The organism is Candidatus Hydrogenedentota bacterium (assembly GCA_016791475.1).
Classification (GTDB): domain Bacteria; phylum Hydrogenedentota; class Hydrogenedentia; order Hydrogenedentales; family JAEUWI01; genus JAEUWI01.
Genome location: JAEUWI010000016.1, coordinates 25,441 through 41,626, shown reverse-complemented (window position 1 = coordinate 41,626; position 16,186 = coordinate 25,441). Strand labels below are relative to the sequence as shown.

Sequence of the window (16,186 nt, the reverse complement as noted above, 5' to 3'; positions counted from 1 at the left end):
CCCGCGTGCCGTGCGACAGAGTCGCACGAGAATCACGGACTGGAAAGTCCGTGCTCCCGGTGGTCAGTTCCCTCACAAGCTCTCAGTTCGCGTCGTGGTCGTTCAACGTGAAGCAAACAATCACTTCATCAAGTCCCACGTGCCCTCCCGCCCGCAATTGCCCTTCGATGAACGAGGTAAAGCCCTCCGGTCGCCCCTGGATGATCGGCGGCCAGTCGGGCGGCGGCGCATACCAGGCGCCATCCCCATCGCGCATGTGAGAGCGATCCGACGAGAAGCTTCGCACGTAGACATCGCCGTCGAAAAGCAGGAAGCGCGGGCGGATGACTTCGGGCATTCGCTCCTGAAAGCGAAAGGTCCGGCGAAGATAGGTCGCCGCATCGACGGGAAACGGCAGCGCCGTGTCGAGGTCGTAGACACGCCAGGCACCCTCCTTCACGAAAAGGATCACGTGGTAATCCCACCACACGGGATAGTCCGGCACGTCGCACATCCGCTGGTCCCAGAAAAGACAGGCCGCCTCGGCGTTGGAGATGATCGCGACCACACGCTCGCAATCGGCGAAGGCCGGATCCTGGGCGAGGTGCCATATGTTCTCCTCGCAGTAGCGGGCGCAGTACTTCAATCGGGATAGGGGCGGGACATCGTGGGGCATGGGTTATTACACCATGGGATCTGTGGGGCATGCAAACGGACGGGACCGTCCTGAACGCAAGGGCACGTGAAAGGGCGCAACGCATGCAACCAAACAGTAGTTCCCCACCATGGGGAAGCCCGCTGTGCGTTCGGGACCGTCCCGCGTTTTTCAGTAGTGCCAAACAATCAAACGATTACCTCGGGTGCCACCCGTACACGCAGGAGCGACAGCGACTAAGTTTACGTGTGTAACATCGCGGATCGGAACTCGATTGAAACTCATTGGCTGAGACGCAAAATTCCTGATTTGTACCGAAGGTTTCTCTGCTCACTTGAGTCTCGTCACCCGCAAGCTACCGACCGCCCAAGGCGGCCCGCGTGCGGGTGGCATCAGGCGTCGTCTTTAGGGACCTACGCTGGTTGCTCACATCTTGGTAAAACTCGGATTTCACCCTTGAAGCTCGCTGCACACCAGCGCTATGGTATCTCCCAGGCACGCCACACGACAGGGGTAAACTTATGTTCCACATGGCACTCGGATTCATCGTCAGCCTTTTCGCCGCCACGCAAGCACCAGAGCCCGCGCCCATTCCCCCCGTGGACCCCGCCGCACCACCCGCCGTGCGCATCACCATCGAAGCCAACCTGCCCGACGACACACCCGCGACCGATATCCCGGTTTACGAAGTCGGCCTCGATCGTGGCTACATCCGCTATGGCGAAATCGGAAAGACCGACGCCGTTGGACACTTCACCATCCCCTTCCAACGGGGGCGCGAGTCCGACGACGCCAAATCCCGGGGCTATGGACTCTACCGTTACGTCCTCATGCCGCCCGCCCACGCGTGGGCGGTGTCCGACTTCTACTGCTGGAACGAATACCCCGAAGGCGGCCCAGCAGCCCAACCCGGCGGCGTCGGGAATTTGTATGCCTACGACACATGGTTCGCCCCGGACTACGATGGCCAACTCAAAGCCACCGACCCTGCGGACAACTGGAGCTACGGAAAAGGCGTCGCGCTCTTTGCGGGGAAGGATGTAAAGTGGCCCGTCCGTCTTAAGGTGGGCGAATCGGTAGAGTTGACCGTCGTAGATCAGGACGGACTCTACATCCCCGAAGCGGAACTCAACATCGGCATCGACCTGCGCGCACGTACCCGCACGGGCTACGGAGGGTATATACCCATCACATACACGCGCACCAATGGCAAGGGCGTCGTCCGGCTCGACCACGCAGGCGACTTCGCCTACAATTTCGCGATTGTCAGCGGTGACATCGGCGAATACATCGCGCCGAATGCGTACTACTATCGATCCGACATAGACCACAACATCGCCCGTCAGCGATCGACTCTTCGCTTTCAGCGCCTGGACCCAATCTATCTTCAATTCCAAGTCCGCGACGCCGACAGCGGACAGTCCATTTCAAGCGCGACCACAACATCGCCCGTCAGGGATCGACTCTTCGCTTTCAGCGCCTGGACCCGATCTACCTTAGATTCCAAGTCCGCGACGCCGACACCGGCCAGTCCATCTCAAGCGCGACCATAACGCCAAGCTATCAATTCGCTGCCTTTTCCCAAACCGGGTTCCCGGTCGGAACCACCCGGAAGGACGAAGAGACGTTGACGGTCGAATTCTGTGAACCACTGGAACACGTTACCTGGTTCGAAGTGACAGCGCCGGGATATGAAGAGGGGAGATTCATGATGGATAAGCACGAGGCCGGCGAGGTGATTGAGATACTGCTGTTCCCGATAGTGACTGATACCGGAATTGCTGAACTCAAGCGATAGAACTGTCGGGCAAGGGTCCGATCAACGCGTCGAGGTGAAGGGATTTCGCGAGGCCCTCGTCCGAATCACCCTTCCAAAACCTGAATAAACTCCCGCACCGCTGCAAAGGCTTGTGCGGCACCGCCGGGGCTGCCTCCGAGAAACTGAGCGTACCTCACTGGCCCATCATGGGCAGGGCTATCGAAATTCCGCCGAAGAGAGTCGAAGGCGCGCGCAAACGAAACGGCCTCGCGTTCTGAGTCCCTCACGGTGCTGGCGACACCCGTAACACCGCCTGCTGCGTGTTGCAGCACATATACAAGGTCATGAACATCCTTCCCCTCGCGTCGGTTTTCAAATGCCAGCGCCTTCAAGACCACAAAAGGCACAGGACGGCACACTTGCAAGGTTTCTGTCACGATGCCGCCGGTCATGGTCTTGCCGGTGATCGATACTTTCACAGGCTCGATCAGGGCCAGGCCAAGTCCTTCCACCTGTACAGCGCTCAACTGACTCTCCACCGCCCGGACCACCTCTGGAGGGCCGTCGTACATGGTGGTTAGGAAATCTACGACCACCGGGCCGCCTTCTGCGGACATCATGAACGAGTGTCGCTGTTCGTTACCCCGCGCATTGATGCCGGGCTCAAATCCCATCCGCTCCAACCTTGCCCGAATACTTGCATAGGCTCGCACATCCGCCACGGCGAGGCTCACGGCGAGGTCTACATCGAGTGTGCCACAGTGCTTCGGGATGTTCGGCTGATTCTGCGGCACCAGGTATCGCGGCGCGAGGCCACCGACCAGTACGAAGTGTTCCCGGTATTCGCCGAGGTGCGACCATATCTCAAGCAGCACCTGCTCCGCACGCTCGGTCTGGCTTGCGTCGTACCCGTCAATTTGTTTCGGCTTATTGCTCATCCGACCTTCCCCGCGAAGTCCAGCCGGGTATGGCGCAGTGCTTCCGCCTGCTCCCTGGCCCGTCCCGGCATTCGACACAAGTCGAGATAAAGCTGCGCATCCGAAACCACGGGACCCAAGGAGGTTTCCGTCGTGAATTGAAGTACGCCGGCATCCTGCGGCACGTAAAGTGTGACGTTGCCGCCGCGCTCGACGGGAAACACATCCGCCAGCTTCTTCGGTATCTCCGAAACGTAGGCCGTGTACATCGAAGGTGTCGCATAGGGCGCGCGCAAATGAGCGCCCGTCCACCCAGTCCATGCGAAGGGTACACCGGCCGCTTCCAAGGCCGCCTTAAGCTTTCCAGCGCCCTCGTCGTAGTTGCCCGCGCTAATGGCGAAACTGTGCTTTACGTGGCGGTCGAATCGGTAGTGCGCCAACCAGTCTTGCAGTAGCTGATCAGGGTCTTCCAGCCAGAAAGCGCCCATAAATTTCCGCAGATAGCGTTGCGCAATCATGCGCTGTGCAAGTGTGCTTACATAACCTGCGCTCAATCCGGTCTCGCGCACGATATCGGCCTGAGTCCATTTGTCTGGACACTTTTTGAGGAAACCCCGCAGAATTCGCGACGCCTTCGCTGTAAACACGGTACCTGTGGATGGCTCTGGCCTGGGCTCTTGACTTGGTCGCAGTCGTTCGATGTACATGCCGGGAACGCGCAGCCAGACATTGCCTTCCAAGTCGAAGACCGCGACCTTCAATTCGCGGCATCTGTCCAGCAACGACCAAGTCAGACGGCGAACACAAAGGGCCGGGAACTGCCCCCGCCTGAGGCGTTTGCGTAGATGCGCGAGTGCCAAAGGCACTTGATGGGAAGCAAGGCCAGAATAATATATGACAAGCAGTTCCACGCCGATGCTCAGGTGAACTTCAAGTTCTTTCGAGTCGTCCGTCGCTGAAGTTGAGAACCGCAGCGCTAGACCCGATTCTCCTATCGCGCGTTGCACTGCCACTTTTATGTTGTCTTGAACGACCTCCATGGGCATTTCCCTATGTTGGTCAAATTTTACTATATGGGGAGATTTTTCGCAAGAAGAAGTTTCCCACATAGAGAATAACGGGTCTTGCCAATACTGATTCGCCCTTACAAAATCTGCCGAAACAGCATAAACCCTTCCGCCGCCGCCACCGAAATCTCACTCCCTCTCAAACGCGCCGTGTACTCGACATTCTGCACGCTGGAGTGGTGGATCGGGTCGCGCATTTGGCTGGAGTGGAGGCTCAGGGCGTGGAGTTTTTGCTCCAGGTAGTCGGAGATGTCCACGTAGAAGTTCATGTGGATCTTTTCGTGCTCCAGGCTCCAGAACAAGGAGGTGTTGTTGTAGCCCAGCACGAGGGGCTGGATGGGTTTGTCTTTGGGCACGCCGGGGCGGGCTGCCGTGAAGGCGGCGCGGAAGACGGCTTCGTGGTCCTGATTGTACGACGACACCGGGATGGCGAGCATAGTGGGCTGGAGTTTGTCCAGCGCGAGGCGGGCGTCGCGCTCGAATAGGGCGATGAGATCGCGGCGGGGAATGGTGTCGAGGCGCAGGTGCGTGTCGGCGTCGCGATAGAGGTACTCGAAGTCGTCGACCTTGAGGTACTCCATCACGGCTTCGAATTCTTTCTCCCGCGTGCGGCCGTCCACGAGTTCGTCTTTGCCGTCGTAGTGCTTGAGGGTGCCGACAGAGCAGCAGATGACGTAGACCTCGCCGCCGAGATCTTTGATGCGGGCCATGGTGCCGGCGCAGCCGAAGCTTTCGTCGTCGGCGTGGGGCGAAATGACCAGGAGCCGTTGCTTCGACAGGTACTCGTCACCGGGGGTCTGGGGCACTCTCATTCAACAATTCCTCGTAGATGGCTTCAATCCGTTGAACCATGTGTTGCAGGCTGTAGTGGGGCACTACCTTGGCGCGGGCCGCGGCTCCCATGAGGCAGCGCCGCTCGGGGGAGTGTACTAGGGCGAGGACGGCGCGCGCCAGTTCGTCGGGCGATCGGGGCGCGACCAGAAGGCCCGTCTCGCCGTCGTCGACGATATCGGGGATGCCACCGACGCGGGTGGCGACCACGGGAAGGCCCGCCGCGCCCGCCTCCAGGATGACGCGGCCCATGCCTTCGTTGATGGAAGGCACAACAAGCACGTCAAAGGCGGCTATGAGATCGGGCACGTCGTCGCGGCGACCCAGGAATTCGATCGGCAGGCCGCGCGCGGAAGCTTTGAGCAGATCGGACTGTGCGCCATCGCCCACGATTTTGAACTTCAGCGAGGGGTCCTGCTCATGAAGCTGACGCGCCATTTCGATGAAATAATTGAAGCCCTTCACCGGCTCCAACCGCCCCACGCCGCCGATGAGGACTTGATCACCCGCGATACCCAGCGCGGCGCGGGTTTCCCCACGGCGCGCGATGGCGGCTTCCCAGGGCGCGGTGTCGATGCCGCTGAAGACCACACGGTATTGATCGCGCTGGCCAATGCCCTCGGCGAGGTGCTCTTTGATGCCGCCTTCGGTCAATTCGATGATGCGGCTCGTGCGGCGGGCGGCGTGGCGCTCCATCCAGACGTAGAGCCGGGTGACGGGGCCGTTGAAATAGCCGTGGAACACGTTGCCGTGGGGCGTGTGGACCACGTGGCGGATCCCGGCGCGCTCGGCGGCCAGGCGCCCGAGGAAGCCCGCTTTGGACATGTGGGTGTGGACGATATCGTAGCGCCCTTCCCGAAGCGTTCGCGTCAGGCCCCGCAGCGCCAGCCAATCGCGGTGCGGCATGGGCGCGCGCACCAGATGGGGCTCGCGGATAATAGCGATGCCCGCCGCCGCCACCGCCGCTTCGATGCTCCCTTCGCTGCCGTCCGTCGGCCCGCTGATGAGATCCACCTCGAAGCGTGATCGATCCGCGAGACGCACCGTATGGAAGGTGTTCTCCTGGGCCCCGCCCTGGGAGAGGCGGGTGATAATATGGGCGATGCGGTGGCGGATCATGGGGAATGGGTCTTATGGGTCGTACGGGCGGCAATTAACCGCTACCAAGAAATATACTGCAAGTTCGCGAATCGTCTTCCGGCCCGAAGGGCCATGACATATTAGCCCAGGGCAACGCCCTGGGAGGAAGTGGTATCGATCTACTTACAGCCCTGAAAGGGCGGAACATCAGGCACTTAAACTCTCCTGCTGTGATGCCCTTTCAGGGCGTATGTGACTTTTGCACCGTTAAACCCAGGGCATTGCCCTGGGCTAGTATGTTAGGGCCCTTCGGGCCGAAGAAAATCCAATGCGACAACCAAAAAACGCCCTTCCACAAAAATGCCGCCCCCAAATATCGTGTGCATGATGGACGGAATCCATTTTAGGTCCCTATAGCAACATAAATCGCATAGCTCATTGATATCACAGGCCCCTACGGGCCCTCGATCAACTTTTTGGCAAACACATCCCAGTTGAGTTGCTCTTCGACCCGTTTCTTCCCGGCGCTTCCGAGCGACTCCGCGAGTTCGGGATTTTCCAGGATGCGGCGAAGCGCCTCCGCGAGCCTTTCCGCGTTTCCCGCCGGCACCAGCAGGCCAGTCTTATCGTGCTGCACAGCATCCACCACGCCGCCGCTCCGTCCGGCCACGACCGGCTTGCCGTGGGCGTGAGCTTCCGTAAACACGAGCCCAAACCCCTCGACCTGGCCGTCCTCGTCTTCCCCCGTGGGCAGGGCGAAGCAGGTGCAGGTCTGGTAGAGGGCCTGGAGGGTGTCGTCGGGCACGTAGCCGGGCAGGTGGACGAAGCCCTCCATGCCCAGGGCCTCGGCTTTGCGTCGGCAGGCGGCCAGCTCGGGGCCGCGCCCGACCATGACGAGGTGAACATTGGGGCACCACTCATGCAGGAGCGGCAGCGCCTCGACGATGGTGATCTGGCCCTTGCGCGGGATAAAGCGGCCCACCGCGAGGATGAAGGGATAGCCCTCCACATCGAGACGGCGACACGCGACGGCGGCAACGTCGGGCGCAATGGGCTCGGGCACGCGGGCCCCAGGCAGAACCACCCGGACGAAATCTTCAGGTACGCCGAATCGAATCAGATTCTCGCGGGTGAACTTGCTGATCGCCACGGTGCGCTCCCCGTTGCGGTAGAGGTTCAACAGGGCGAATCGGGCGAAAGGGTTCCGGGCGAATTTGAGAAACTCATAGGCATAGGCCAGATTAATATAGGTCGTACCCCGAAAAAGCCTCGCTATTCGCCCCAGCACCCCGCCGTAGGAAATATTGATGGCGATAATGCGGTCTACGCCGCGTGTGTGGCGCCAGCTTTTCAACAAGAAGGGCACCAGCCGAAACCAGCCAGCGTCATAGCCTCCGAAGCGCACCACGGTATAGGGCTCGGACGCGTCGAAGGCCTCCATGTTGGGAAAAAGCGGGGCCACCACGGTCACCTCGTGCCCCTGTCGATGGAGGGCGCGGGCCAGCTCCAGGGCGACGGTGCTGATGCCGCCTTCTATGGGCGGATAGTCAACGGTGGGAATGAGAATACGCATTTTCGGGAAAGGGTTCCGGGATGGGTTTTGGTTTGGAGTTTGGAGTTTGGAGTCTGGAGTCTGGAGTCTGGAGTCTGGAGTCTGGAGTCTGGAGTCTGGAGTCTGGTGAGTCTTATGGGTCGTATGGGTCGTATGGGGCTTGGGGCGTATGGGGCGAAGCCGTAGCCTACAGCCTACAGCCTATTTCACCACCAGAAAGTCTCCCATGGCCAGGGCATCCATGCCGGTGCCGTAGAAACATCGCAAAGCGTCGGCCGGCGTATGCACGATGGGCTCCCCCATCACGTTAAAACTCGTGTTGAGCACCATGGGCACGCCCCGGACCGCCTCGAAGGCCTTGATGAGCTGGTAGTAGCGCGGGTTCGAAGCTTCCGTCACCGTCTGGACCCGCGCGGTGCCGTCGATGTGGGTGATCGCGGGCACCTCCGCCTGTTTCTCCGGCCGCACGGGATAGACAAAAAGCATGAAGGGCGAATCGGTGCAGCCCTCGAAGTACTCCGGCGCCCGCTCCGCCAGCACGCTCGGCGCAAAGGGACGGAACTCCTCACGAAACTTCACGTAGGTATTCACCAGGTCCTTCATGTCCGCCCGCGTCGGATCCGCCAGGATGCTCCGACTGCCCAGCGCCCGGGGACCAAACTCCATGCGGCCCTGATACCATCCCACGATCTTTCCTGCCGCCAGCAGCCTCGCCGCATCGCCCGCAATATCCGTCGAGCGCGTGTAGGGCGTCTTGGTCAGCTTGAGGTGGGCCTCTATCGCGTCGTTGTCAATATCGGGCCCCAGATTCGCCTGGGTCATGGTGTAGCCGCGCTGCGGGCCATTGAATCGGTGGTGCAACTGAAGCGCCGCGCCGATGGCGATGCCGTCGTCGCCCGAGGCCGGCTGAATCCAGATATCCTCGAAGCCCGACTCCCGCTTCAGGCGGCCGTTCATGGAGCAGTTGAGCGCCACGCCGCCCGCCAGGCAAAGCTTCGTCAGACCCGTCTCGCGGCGGAGATTCTCCGCCAGGCGCAGGACGATGTCCTCCAGCAGGCGCTGGGCCGAGGCCGCGAGGTTCTGGTGGTGCTCGGTGATGGCCTCGCCCTTCTTGCGCGGCGGGCCGAATTCACGGATAAACTTATCGCTGAAATAGCCGCAGCGCGAGCCGGGCAAATAGTGCCAGGCGGTATAGCTGTGGTCAATGCGGTACCAGCCATCGTCCTGGGGCCGGAGCACCTTCTTCAGCGTCTCGTAGTACACCGGCTCGCCATAGGAAGCCAGGCCCATCACCTTGTACTCGTCCGATGCGCGCAGGAAGCCGAGGTAGTCGGTTAACGCCGAGTAAAATACGCCCAGCGAGTTGGGATAATTCGCCTGGCGCAACCGGGTGATCTCCGCGCCCCGGCCAATGCCGGTCCACGTGGCGGCCCACTCCCCCACATAGTCGATGGAAAGGAGCGCGGCCTCCTCGAAGGGACTGCACAGGAAGGCGCTGGCCGCGTGGGCCGGGTGATGCTCCATGAAGTGAAGTTGCGCTTTCTTTCCCCGGAGCGACTGCATACCCCGGATGTAGCCCCCATTGTGCCAGAGCTCATAGGCCGAAAAGGCGGCGGCGTAGAAAGGGCTTCGCCACGCCGTGCTCAACCGGTAGGGCAAACGACGGCCAACCCGCAGCCCGGGGCGCATGTAGCAGCCGATATGATCGACGTCGTCCAGGGTCAGCCCCGCCTCTCCGAGGCACCATTCCACCGCCAGCCGGGGCACGCCCCCCTGATGTTTCACACGGGAAAGGCGCTCTTCCGCCACGGCGGCAACCACCCGACCGTCCCGCACCAGCGCGGCGGCGGAGTCGTGGGAATAGCCACCGATACCCAGAATGTTCAATCGTATTCTCCTGCCATTGGACGAGTTAGGGCGGCGGCGGGGCCGGGCCAGCTTGGGCTATTATAGAGAACCGGGAGCCTCATAGGGAATACTCTTCACGCTTTTAACAGAATTACGTGGCTTTACCTTAATCGTTGGAATTGTGAGCGCAACCGTGTATGATATTAGGCAGAGTGGTCTTTTTACATAAAGGAGTAGAATCGTGGAGGAGAACATGTCGGAAACCGAAGAACAAATGCGGCAGCGGAAGAAAAAGGACCAGCACCTGGGCGATACCAATCCCTCGGACATGGTCAAGATGACCGTTACCCTGCCCCGCTCGGTCGCGGCCTTCCTTCGCTGGAAAGCCGAAGTGGAAGGCATCAAGCGCGACGAGCTCCTGCGCCGCATCGTGACCTACTACGCCAAGCGCCTCCGCGAGCGGGATCTGAACACCCCGCCCGTGATGGACTGAGCAGGCCCGGAGTCGGCGAGGACGTCGAAATCGAACGATGCTGAACCGAGCAGAACTTCTGGAGATTCTCCAACACGGTGAGAACTCCGGCGTCGAGTTTAAGCGGGACGCCGTTGCAAACCACGATCTGGCGAAGGAACTGGTGGCGTTCTGCAATCTGGCGGGCGGCATCGTTGTGCTGGGTGTGGAAGACGACGGCAGTGTCGGGGGCATAACTAGACCCGCATTGGAAGATTGGGTCATGACCACCTGTCGCGACAAGATCCGCCCGGCGATCATACCGTTCTTCGAGATCATTCACGATCTTGAGCCGGGCAAAGATGTTGCCGTAGTGCAGGTCTCTCGTGGATATGACGTGCATTCGCTCTGGCACAACAACGGCACCCGGTACTATATTCGTGTGGGGTCGCAGAGCCGGGAAGCCACACCCGAAGAGTTGCGGCGGCTCTTCCAGCAGCGCGGGACGATTCGCGCCGAACTTCAACCCGTATCCGGCGCAATGCTGGACGATTTGGACGCGCGGCGACTCAGAAATTATTTCGGCCAGATTCGCCAGCAGGCGTTACCGCCAGAGGGCGATGAAGGCGCGTGGACCACGCTACTATTTAACACGGAGTTTATGTCCGAGGATGGAATTACCGTCGGCGGCATGCTGCTCTTTGGGAAAAATCCAAATCGTTTCCTCCCCCACGCCGGCATCGACGCCGTGGCCTATCCCGGGGTGGAGAAAGACTATGCCACCGTTGAACGCAGCGCGCTCCGCGGCCCGATGGCTCCACTTCTTGCGCAAGACGGCGCTATCGTGGAAAACGGCTTGGTGGAGCAGGCGATTCATTTCGTACGTCGCAATACGCCCACCGAGTCCATCCTGGACAACGGGCGGCGGATTGACCGACCCGCCTACCCGACGGAAGTGCTCCGCGAAGCCATTGTGAACGCCCTCATCCATCGAGACTACCTGTTGTCGAGTACCGATATTGAACTGTCCGTGTACCGTGATCGGCTCGAAATCGTCTCGCCGGGACGCCTGCCCAACGGTATCACGCCCGAACGGATGCGGACCGGATGCCGCGCCGCGCGCAATCAACTAATCAAAGACACGATGCGCGACTACGGCTACCTGGAACACATGGGCATGGGGATTCCACGAAAGATCATTCTCGGCATGAAGGCCCACAACGGCACGGAACCCGAACTCGTCGAAGATTCCGAATCGTTCGCGATTCGACTGCACGCCTGAGCAGCCCCCTCACACGCCCTTATACCGCTGCCGCACGCACTCCGCCAGCGCTATCGCCGTGCTCACCGACGCGTTCAAACTCGTGATCGCACCCGTAAGCGGTATACGCAGCCGCAGGTCGCACTGCTTTTCAACCAGGGGGCGCACGCCCTTGCCTTCGTTGCCCACCACAAGCGCGATGCGGCCTTTCAGGTCGGCCTCCCAGAGCACCTGCTTGGAATCGGGCATGAGCGCGGCCACCCAGAAGTCGTGCTTCTTGAGCTGGTCCGCCGCGCGGGCGATGTTGGGCACCTGGATGAGGTCGATGTACTCCATCGCGCCGGCCGCAGCCTTCACGGCGGCGGGGCTGAGGGGCGCGGATCGGTCCTTGGCAAACATCACGCCCGCCGCGCCGCAGGCCGCCGCCGATCGCACGATGGCCCCGAAGTTCTGGGGGTCTTCGATGCAATCGAGAATCACCAGCACGGCGTCGGGCGCGATCTTCCCGGCGAGCCACTCGTTGAGCGGCCGCACGGGGATGGGATTGGCGAAGAGCACCACGCCCTGGTGGCTACCGCCTTCCGCGAGCTTCTCCAGCTCCTGGCGGTTCACCTCGCGCACGGGAATGTGGCCCGCCGCTGCGCGGATCTCTCCCAGGTCCCGTGCGGATTCAAGCAAAAAAAGCTGGAGTGCCTTGCGCCGTTTGGCGCGCAGGCACTCCAACACAGGTATGCGGCCCATGACCGTATCGTGTGAATGACTCACTGTATTTCGTACATTTCCTTGAGTTTTGAGACGCGGAGACTCAGATTGTCGAAGTTCCCCACGCGCTCGTCGTATTGGTGGGCATCGACGCGGATGAGCTCGTCCAGAATATTGACCGCCGTCTGGTATTCCCCAATGCGCTCATAGCAGGTGCTCAGGCGCTCCATGTTGAACCAGTAGTTTGGCGCATTCTGCCCATAGCGTTCAACACTGGTCTCGATAATGTCGATGCAGGCCCGCCATTTCCAGATATGATACGTATACGCCGCCAGCTTCGTCAGTCCCGCCTCGTCCCGGGTGTCCTGGGCCACGTCAACACCCGGCGTCGCCGCCGTGAACCGGCCGTACATCCAGTTCACACCGCCGCTGGTGAAAAGCCAGCCCGTCCCGACGAGGGCCGCGATGATCAACGGCCATTTGAAACCACTCAGATCCATGATTGCTCTCCTTGCTGGTTGAGCCGCACGAAATCGTGTCGGCCCTGGATGAATTGAATGAACGATGCAATAAGTGCCTGATGCTTAATGAAATAAGGATGCTAGAAGCCCAGCACCCCCCGCACGCGCAGGGTCAATTCGGAAAGTACCGGAATGTAGAAGACGGTACCGACGACTCCCGCGGCGAAGAGTACGACAACAAGATAGAGGATGGACGCGACCCACCGGCGCAATTTTACAAAGAACGTGGAGCGCGCCGTGGTGTTGAGCTCCTGAGAGCGGCGAATAAAGGCTTCGTGGATGTTCCGGCAATTCTCGGAGCAGAATTTGCCCGTGGGACCCACGACCGTGCACTTGTGACACGTGGGAACGGTACACTGCTTGCACCGGTTTACCGCCTGCATGTTCGGGTGATGAATACACCCCGTTTGTGAAACGTCGACCATGATCCCTCCCTGTTTTCCCACATGCGTGATGCTGACCTGCCCGGTACTTTAGCAGAATACGCGGAATTTTTCATCAAGATTTGTGGTGGGCCGGAAGTCGGGCGTGGGTGCGGGCTCAGCCCCCGAATAGCCCCTCAAACCACAGGCGCAATCCCCCCTTTTCCACGGCGTCCAGATCTTCCAGGAGCGCGCCCGCGGTGGGATAGCGTTCGTCGCGGAGCTTGAGGCAGCGCTGGATCACGTGATCCATGCTTCGGGGCACGTTTCGCGCCAGGCTGGAGGCGGGGGGATATTGGCCCGCCGGCACCTTGCCCGTGAGCAACTGGTACATGATCACACCGAGGGAATAGAGATCGGCTCGGCTGTCAATGCCCAGGGGATTGGACTTCTGCTCCGGGGCCTGATAGTGAATGGTGCCGACGGCCATGCGCGAGAGGGCCGGATTGCTCTGGTCCAGCAGTTTGGCCAGTCCAAAGTCGAGCAACGTGATATGGCCGCCCGGCCCGCGCATGATGTTCTGGGGCTTCAGATCGCGATGAATCGTGTACCGGTGTGCATAGGTCAGGGCATGGCAAATCGGGCGCATGATCCGGAGGACTTCGTCCAGTGGCAGTTGGCCGTCCCGAGACTTCAAATAGCGGAAGAGGGTCTCCCCCTCCACCAGGGCCATCGTGAAAAACTGCATGCCCGTATCGAAATCCATGCCCAGATCGTGCACCCGGACAATGTTGGCGTGGGACAGTTTCTGGCTAATCTTGGTCTCAATGAGGAAGCGGCGCTGGGCCTGGGGGTTGGAAAGAAGGCGGGGCAACATGACCTTCAGGGCCCGTCGCTCCTGAAGATGGGTATCCTTCACCAGATAGACCGCCCCCATGCCGCCGAAGCCCAACTGCTGGAGCACCTTGAAACGCCGGTTAATAACGCTGCCGGGGCGCAGGTCCACCGAGCGCTGATCCGGGGTGAGGCGTCTCAGCGCCGCCTTGTCCTCGGCCAGTCTCTTGAGAATTTCCGCCTCATTGAGAGCGTCGAAGCTGCTCTCCGCGAGGGATTCTCCCGATCGGGGAGACCCGGGGGTGTTGGGATCCTGCCGTTCACCCTCGGGAGGACTCAGGTCTTGCGTCTCGTCCATGTTGTTTTCCAGCGGCCACGCGCATGAAGATCCACTGCTTCGAGAGGGTCTGGAACCTGGCCCCCAGCGGCATCCAAGCCCATGGTACACCTTTGGATACAACGGCGCAACAGGCCCACCGTCGCAATTCGCTGAATTGACCTCCACACGGCACGCGCCTATAATGCCGGAGCGGCGACCGGGGGGTGAATTGTCGCACGCCACATCCGGGGGAACCGGAGATCTTGGAACATAATGGCTGACGCAGACGAAATACGGATCTATCTGGAGTCCTACCCGGACGATCACGAGCAGCGCTGGCGGCTCGCCCGAAAGCTCTATGAGCAGCGCGCCTATACCGCCGCCCTGTCGGAGCTGATCCGGCTCCGGAAATCCTGGCCGGACCATGTGCCGGTGCAGCGCTACCTGGGGGCGGCCCACTTCCGTCTGGGGCAGTTCACCGAGGCAGCCTCGGTGCTGGAAATGGCCGTGGCCCGAAACCCCGGCGACGTATTGCTCCTGGAGCAACTGGCCAAGACCTATGAGGGTGCCGGACGTCGCCACCGCGCCATCGACACGTGGAAGTTGGTCCTGAAATTTGACGCCTCGCCCCGGGCGGTGGAAGCCCTCGACCGCCTCGGCGTAACCGCCAATACGCCGCCCCCCGGCGCGCAGGCGAGCACCGTGCAGGAGTTGTCGACCCACGGCGATGACACCCTGATGAACTGCCCCCATTGCGGCGAGCCCAATGATATGTTCAGCGAACGGTGCTGGCGCTGCCATGGGGAATTCGCCGTGACCCAGGCCCACGAAGCGCCGCAGGAGGTCACACCCGCCCGGCCCGGTCGAAGCAAGTTGGTCGCGGCCACGATCGCCGTACTCCTCATCGTTGTGGCGCTGGTCGCGTATCTTGTTCTGAGTTGAGTCTTGTTTCCGCGAGCATGCAGGGAGACCAGGAATTGAATCTGTTGATTGTTGGCGCGTTTGCGCTGGTGGCGATCCTGATTGTAATCGCACTCTTGTGGACTTCCCGGACGCGGGAAAAACCGGGAGAGTTGCCGTCGGCCACCTTCCCCCCCGCGCCCCACGCACCGCTCTGGAGTGGATGGCGGCGCTTCAAGGTGCGCAAACGGGTGGATGAAGATCCCGCGGGCCAGTACGTGTCGTTCTACCTTTGCCCGGTCAACCGCAGGCGATTGCCCGCCTTCGAGCCGGGCCAGCACGTGCAGCTACGGGTAGAAGTGCCCGATCCCGATCATGAAGGCCGGATGAAGGATCTCATCCGGACGTACTACCTGTCGGACAGCGCCAACGGGCGCTACTATCGGATTCTGGTCCAGCGCGTTTCCGAAAACGGCGGGCTGGCCAATTATCTGGTGAAGCACCTTCAGAAAGGCGCGCTCGTTGAACTCACCGCACCGGCGGGCCACTGTCCCCTCGACCTGGCCGAGGCGAAGCCGCTCGTGCTGCTGGGCAGCGGCGCGGGCCTGGCCCCCATGATCGCCCTTTGCAATTCGCTCATCGACCGGAAAATATCCCGGCCCGTCGCATTCTTCTACGGCATGCGCAACGCCGAGGAACTACTCTACCTGCCCAACCTGGAGTACGCGGCCGGGCACCTCCCCGACATTCGCGTCGAGCTGTGCTTCAGCGAGACCATGCCGGAGGGCACCGTGGACGGCGCCACCTCGGGGGACGGCGTCGTCTACCGAAAAGCCAGCCTGGGCACCGCCTTCCTGCGCAAGTCCCTCAATCTGCCCGATCACCGCTACTACATCTGCGGACCCGGCGAAGCACTGGACACACTGGCGGCGGATCTGGAGGCCCTGGGCGTGCCGGGCGATCAAATCCACCGCGCGGGCTTCGCCGAGTAGGGACAGCGGCGCCACGTGACTGCGAGTGGCGTCGTGCACCTTGCGTGGTAAATGCGCATGGCGGATAGCGAGAATCGCCCAGACCGGCGCGGCTGTCCTGTCGTCTGACGTCGCCACCCGTTACAATCAAAAAAAACTTCGCGGACGTGATTGCGG

16 protein-coding genes are annotated in these 16,186 nt (G+C 61.1%); 5 read left to right on the top strand and 11 right to left on the bottom strand.

Annotated features, from left to right (window positions below; all coding sequences use genetic code 11):
* Positions 1-82: 82 nt before the first annotated feature.
* Complete coding sequence (locus tag JNK74_10595) at positions 83-655, bottom strand: hypothetical protein (GenBank protein ID MBL7646626.1); 573 nt, start codon at positions 653-655, stop codon at positions 83-85.
* A gap of 500 nt (positions 656-1,155) precedes the next feature.
* On the opposite strand from JNK74_10595, the gene JNK74_10590 reads away from it, so the two are divergent.
* Positions 1,156-2,187 (top strand): hypothetical protein, encoded by a 1,032-nt coding sequence (locus JNK74_10590; protein MBL7646625.1) that lies wholly within the window; start codon positions 1,156-1,158, stop codon positions 2,185-2,187.
* Between the two features lie 310 nt (positions 2,188-2,497).
* Here the strand turns inward: JNK74_10590 and JNK74_10585 are convergent, their stop codons facing one another.
* From JNK74_10585 to JNK74_10560, 6 genes are all read right to left on the bottom strand, one after another.
* On the bottom strand, positions 2,498-3,331 hold the full coding sequence (locus tag JNK74_10585) for a nucleotidyl transferase AbiEii/AbiGii toxin family protein (protein MBL7646624.1): 834 nt from the start codon (positions 3,329-3,331) through the stop codon (positions 2,498-2,500).
* Positions 3,328-4,350, bottom strand: a complete 1,023-nt coding sequence (locus tag JNK74_10580; GenBank protein ID MBL7646623.1) for a hypothetical protein — start codon at positions 4,348-4,350, stop codon at positions 3,328-3,330. Before JNK74_10580 ends, JNK74_10585 begins: the two co-directional genes overlap by 4 nt.
* 104 nt (positions 4,351-4,454) lie before the next feature.
* Positions 4,455-5,189: a PIG-L family deacetylase gene (locus tag JNK74_10575; GenBank protein MBL7646622.1), complete on the bottom strand. Its 735-nt coding sequence runs from the start codon at positions 5,187-5,189 to the stop codon at positions 4,455-4,457.
* On the bottom strand, positions 5,164-6,327 hold the full coding sequence (locus tag JNK74_10570; GenBank protein MBL7646621.1) for a glycosyltransferase family 4 protein: 1,164 nt from the start codon (positions 6,325-6,327) through the stop codon (positions 5,164-5,166). The genes JNK74_10575 and JNK74_10570 overlap by 26 nt, the downstream gene beginning before the upstream one ends.
* A gap of 415 nt (positions 6,328-6,742) precedes the next feature.
* Positions 6,743-7,861, bottom strand: coding sequence for a glycosyltransferase family 4 protein (locus JNK74_10565; GenBank protein ID MBL7646620.1), 1,119 nt, complete (start codon positions 7,859-7,861; stop codon positions 6,743-6,745).
* Positions 7,862-8,041: 180 nt separating this feature from the next.
* On the bottom strand, positions 8,042-9,727 hold the full coding sequence (locus JNK74_10560; protein ID MBL7646619.1) for a carbamoyltransferase: 1,686 nt from the start codon (positions 9,725-9,727) through the stop codon (positions 8,042-8,044).
* 214 nt (positions 9,728-9,941) lie between these two features.
* On the opposite strand from JNK74_10560, the gene JNK74_10555 reads away from it, so the two are divergent.
* Both JNK74_10555 and JNK74_10550 read left to right on the top strand, forming a co-directional pair.
* On the top strand, positions 9,942-10,181 hold the full coding sequence (locus tag JNK74_10555) for a hypothetical protein (GenBank protein ID MBL7646618.1): 240 nt from the start codon (positions 9,942-9,944) through the stop codon (positions 10,179-10,181).
* Positions 10,182-10,218: 37 nt separating this feature from the next.
* On the top strand, positions 10,219-11,421 hold the full coding sequence (locus JNK74_10550; protein ID MBL7646617.1) for a putative DNA binding domain-containing protein: 1,203 nt from the start codon (positions 10,219-10,221) through the stop codon (positions 11,419-11,421).
* Between the two features lie 9 nt (positions 11,422-11,430).
* Here JNK74_10550 and rlmB read toward each other — a convergent pair whose 3' ends face one another.
* The 4 genes from rlmB to JNK74_10530 form a co-directional block, all read right to left on the bottom strand.
* Positions 11,431-12,165 carry a 23S rRNA (guanosine(2251)-2'-O)-methyltransferase RlmB gene (rlmB, locus tag JNK74_10545; GenBank protein ID MBL7646616.1) on the bottom strand — a complete coding sequence of 245 codons (735 nt, stop codon included), beginning with the start codon at positions 12,163-12,165 and terminating at the stop codon, positions 11,431-11,433.
* A complete protein-coding gene (locus JNK74_10540; protein MBL7646615.1) occupies positions 12,162-12,602 on the bottom strand; it encodes a hypothetical protein in 441 nt (146 codons plus the stop codon). The genes rlmB and JNK74_10540 overlap by 4 nt, the downstream gene beginning before the upstream one ends.
* A 101-nt stretch (positions 12,603-12,703) precedes the next feature.
* Entirely contained in the window at positions 12,704-13,048 is a 345-nt protein-coding gene (locus tag JNK74_10535; GenBank protein ID MBL7646614.1) for a hypothetical protein, read from the bottom strand.
* 115 nt (positions 13,049-13,163) lie between these two features.
* A complete protein-coding gene (locus JNK74_10530; GenBank protein ID MBL7646613.1) occupies positions 13,164-14,177 on the bottom strand; it encodes a serine/threonine protein kinase in 1,014 nt (337 codons plus the stop codon).
* Between the two features lie 234 nt (positions 14,178-14,411).
* Between JNK74_10530 and JNK74_10525 the strand changes: the two genes are divergently transcribed.
* Both JNK74_10525 and JNK74_10520 read left to right on the top strand, forming a co-directional pair.
* Positions 14,412-15,080 (top strand): tetratricopeptide repeat protein, encoded by a 669-nt coding sequence (locus JNK74_10525; protein MBL7646612.1) that lies wholly within the window; start codon positions 14,412-14,414, stop codon positions 15,078-15,080.
* A gap of 35 nt (positions 15,081-15,115) precedes the next feature.
* Positions 15,116-16,030, top strand: coding sequence for a hypothetical protein (locus tag JNK74_10520; protein MBL7646611.1), 915 nt, complete (start codon positions 15,116-15,118; stop codon positions 16,028-16,030).
* Positions 16,031-16,186 lie beyond the last annotated feature (156 nt).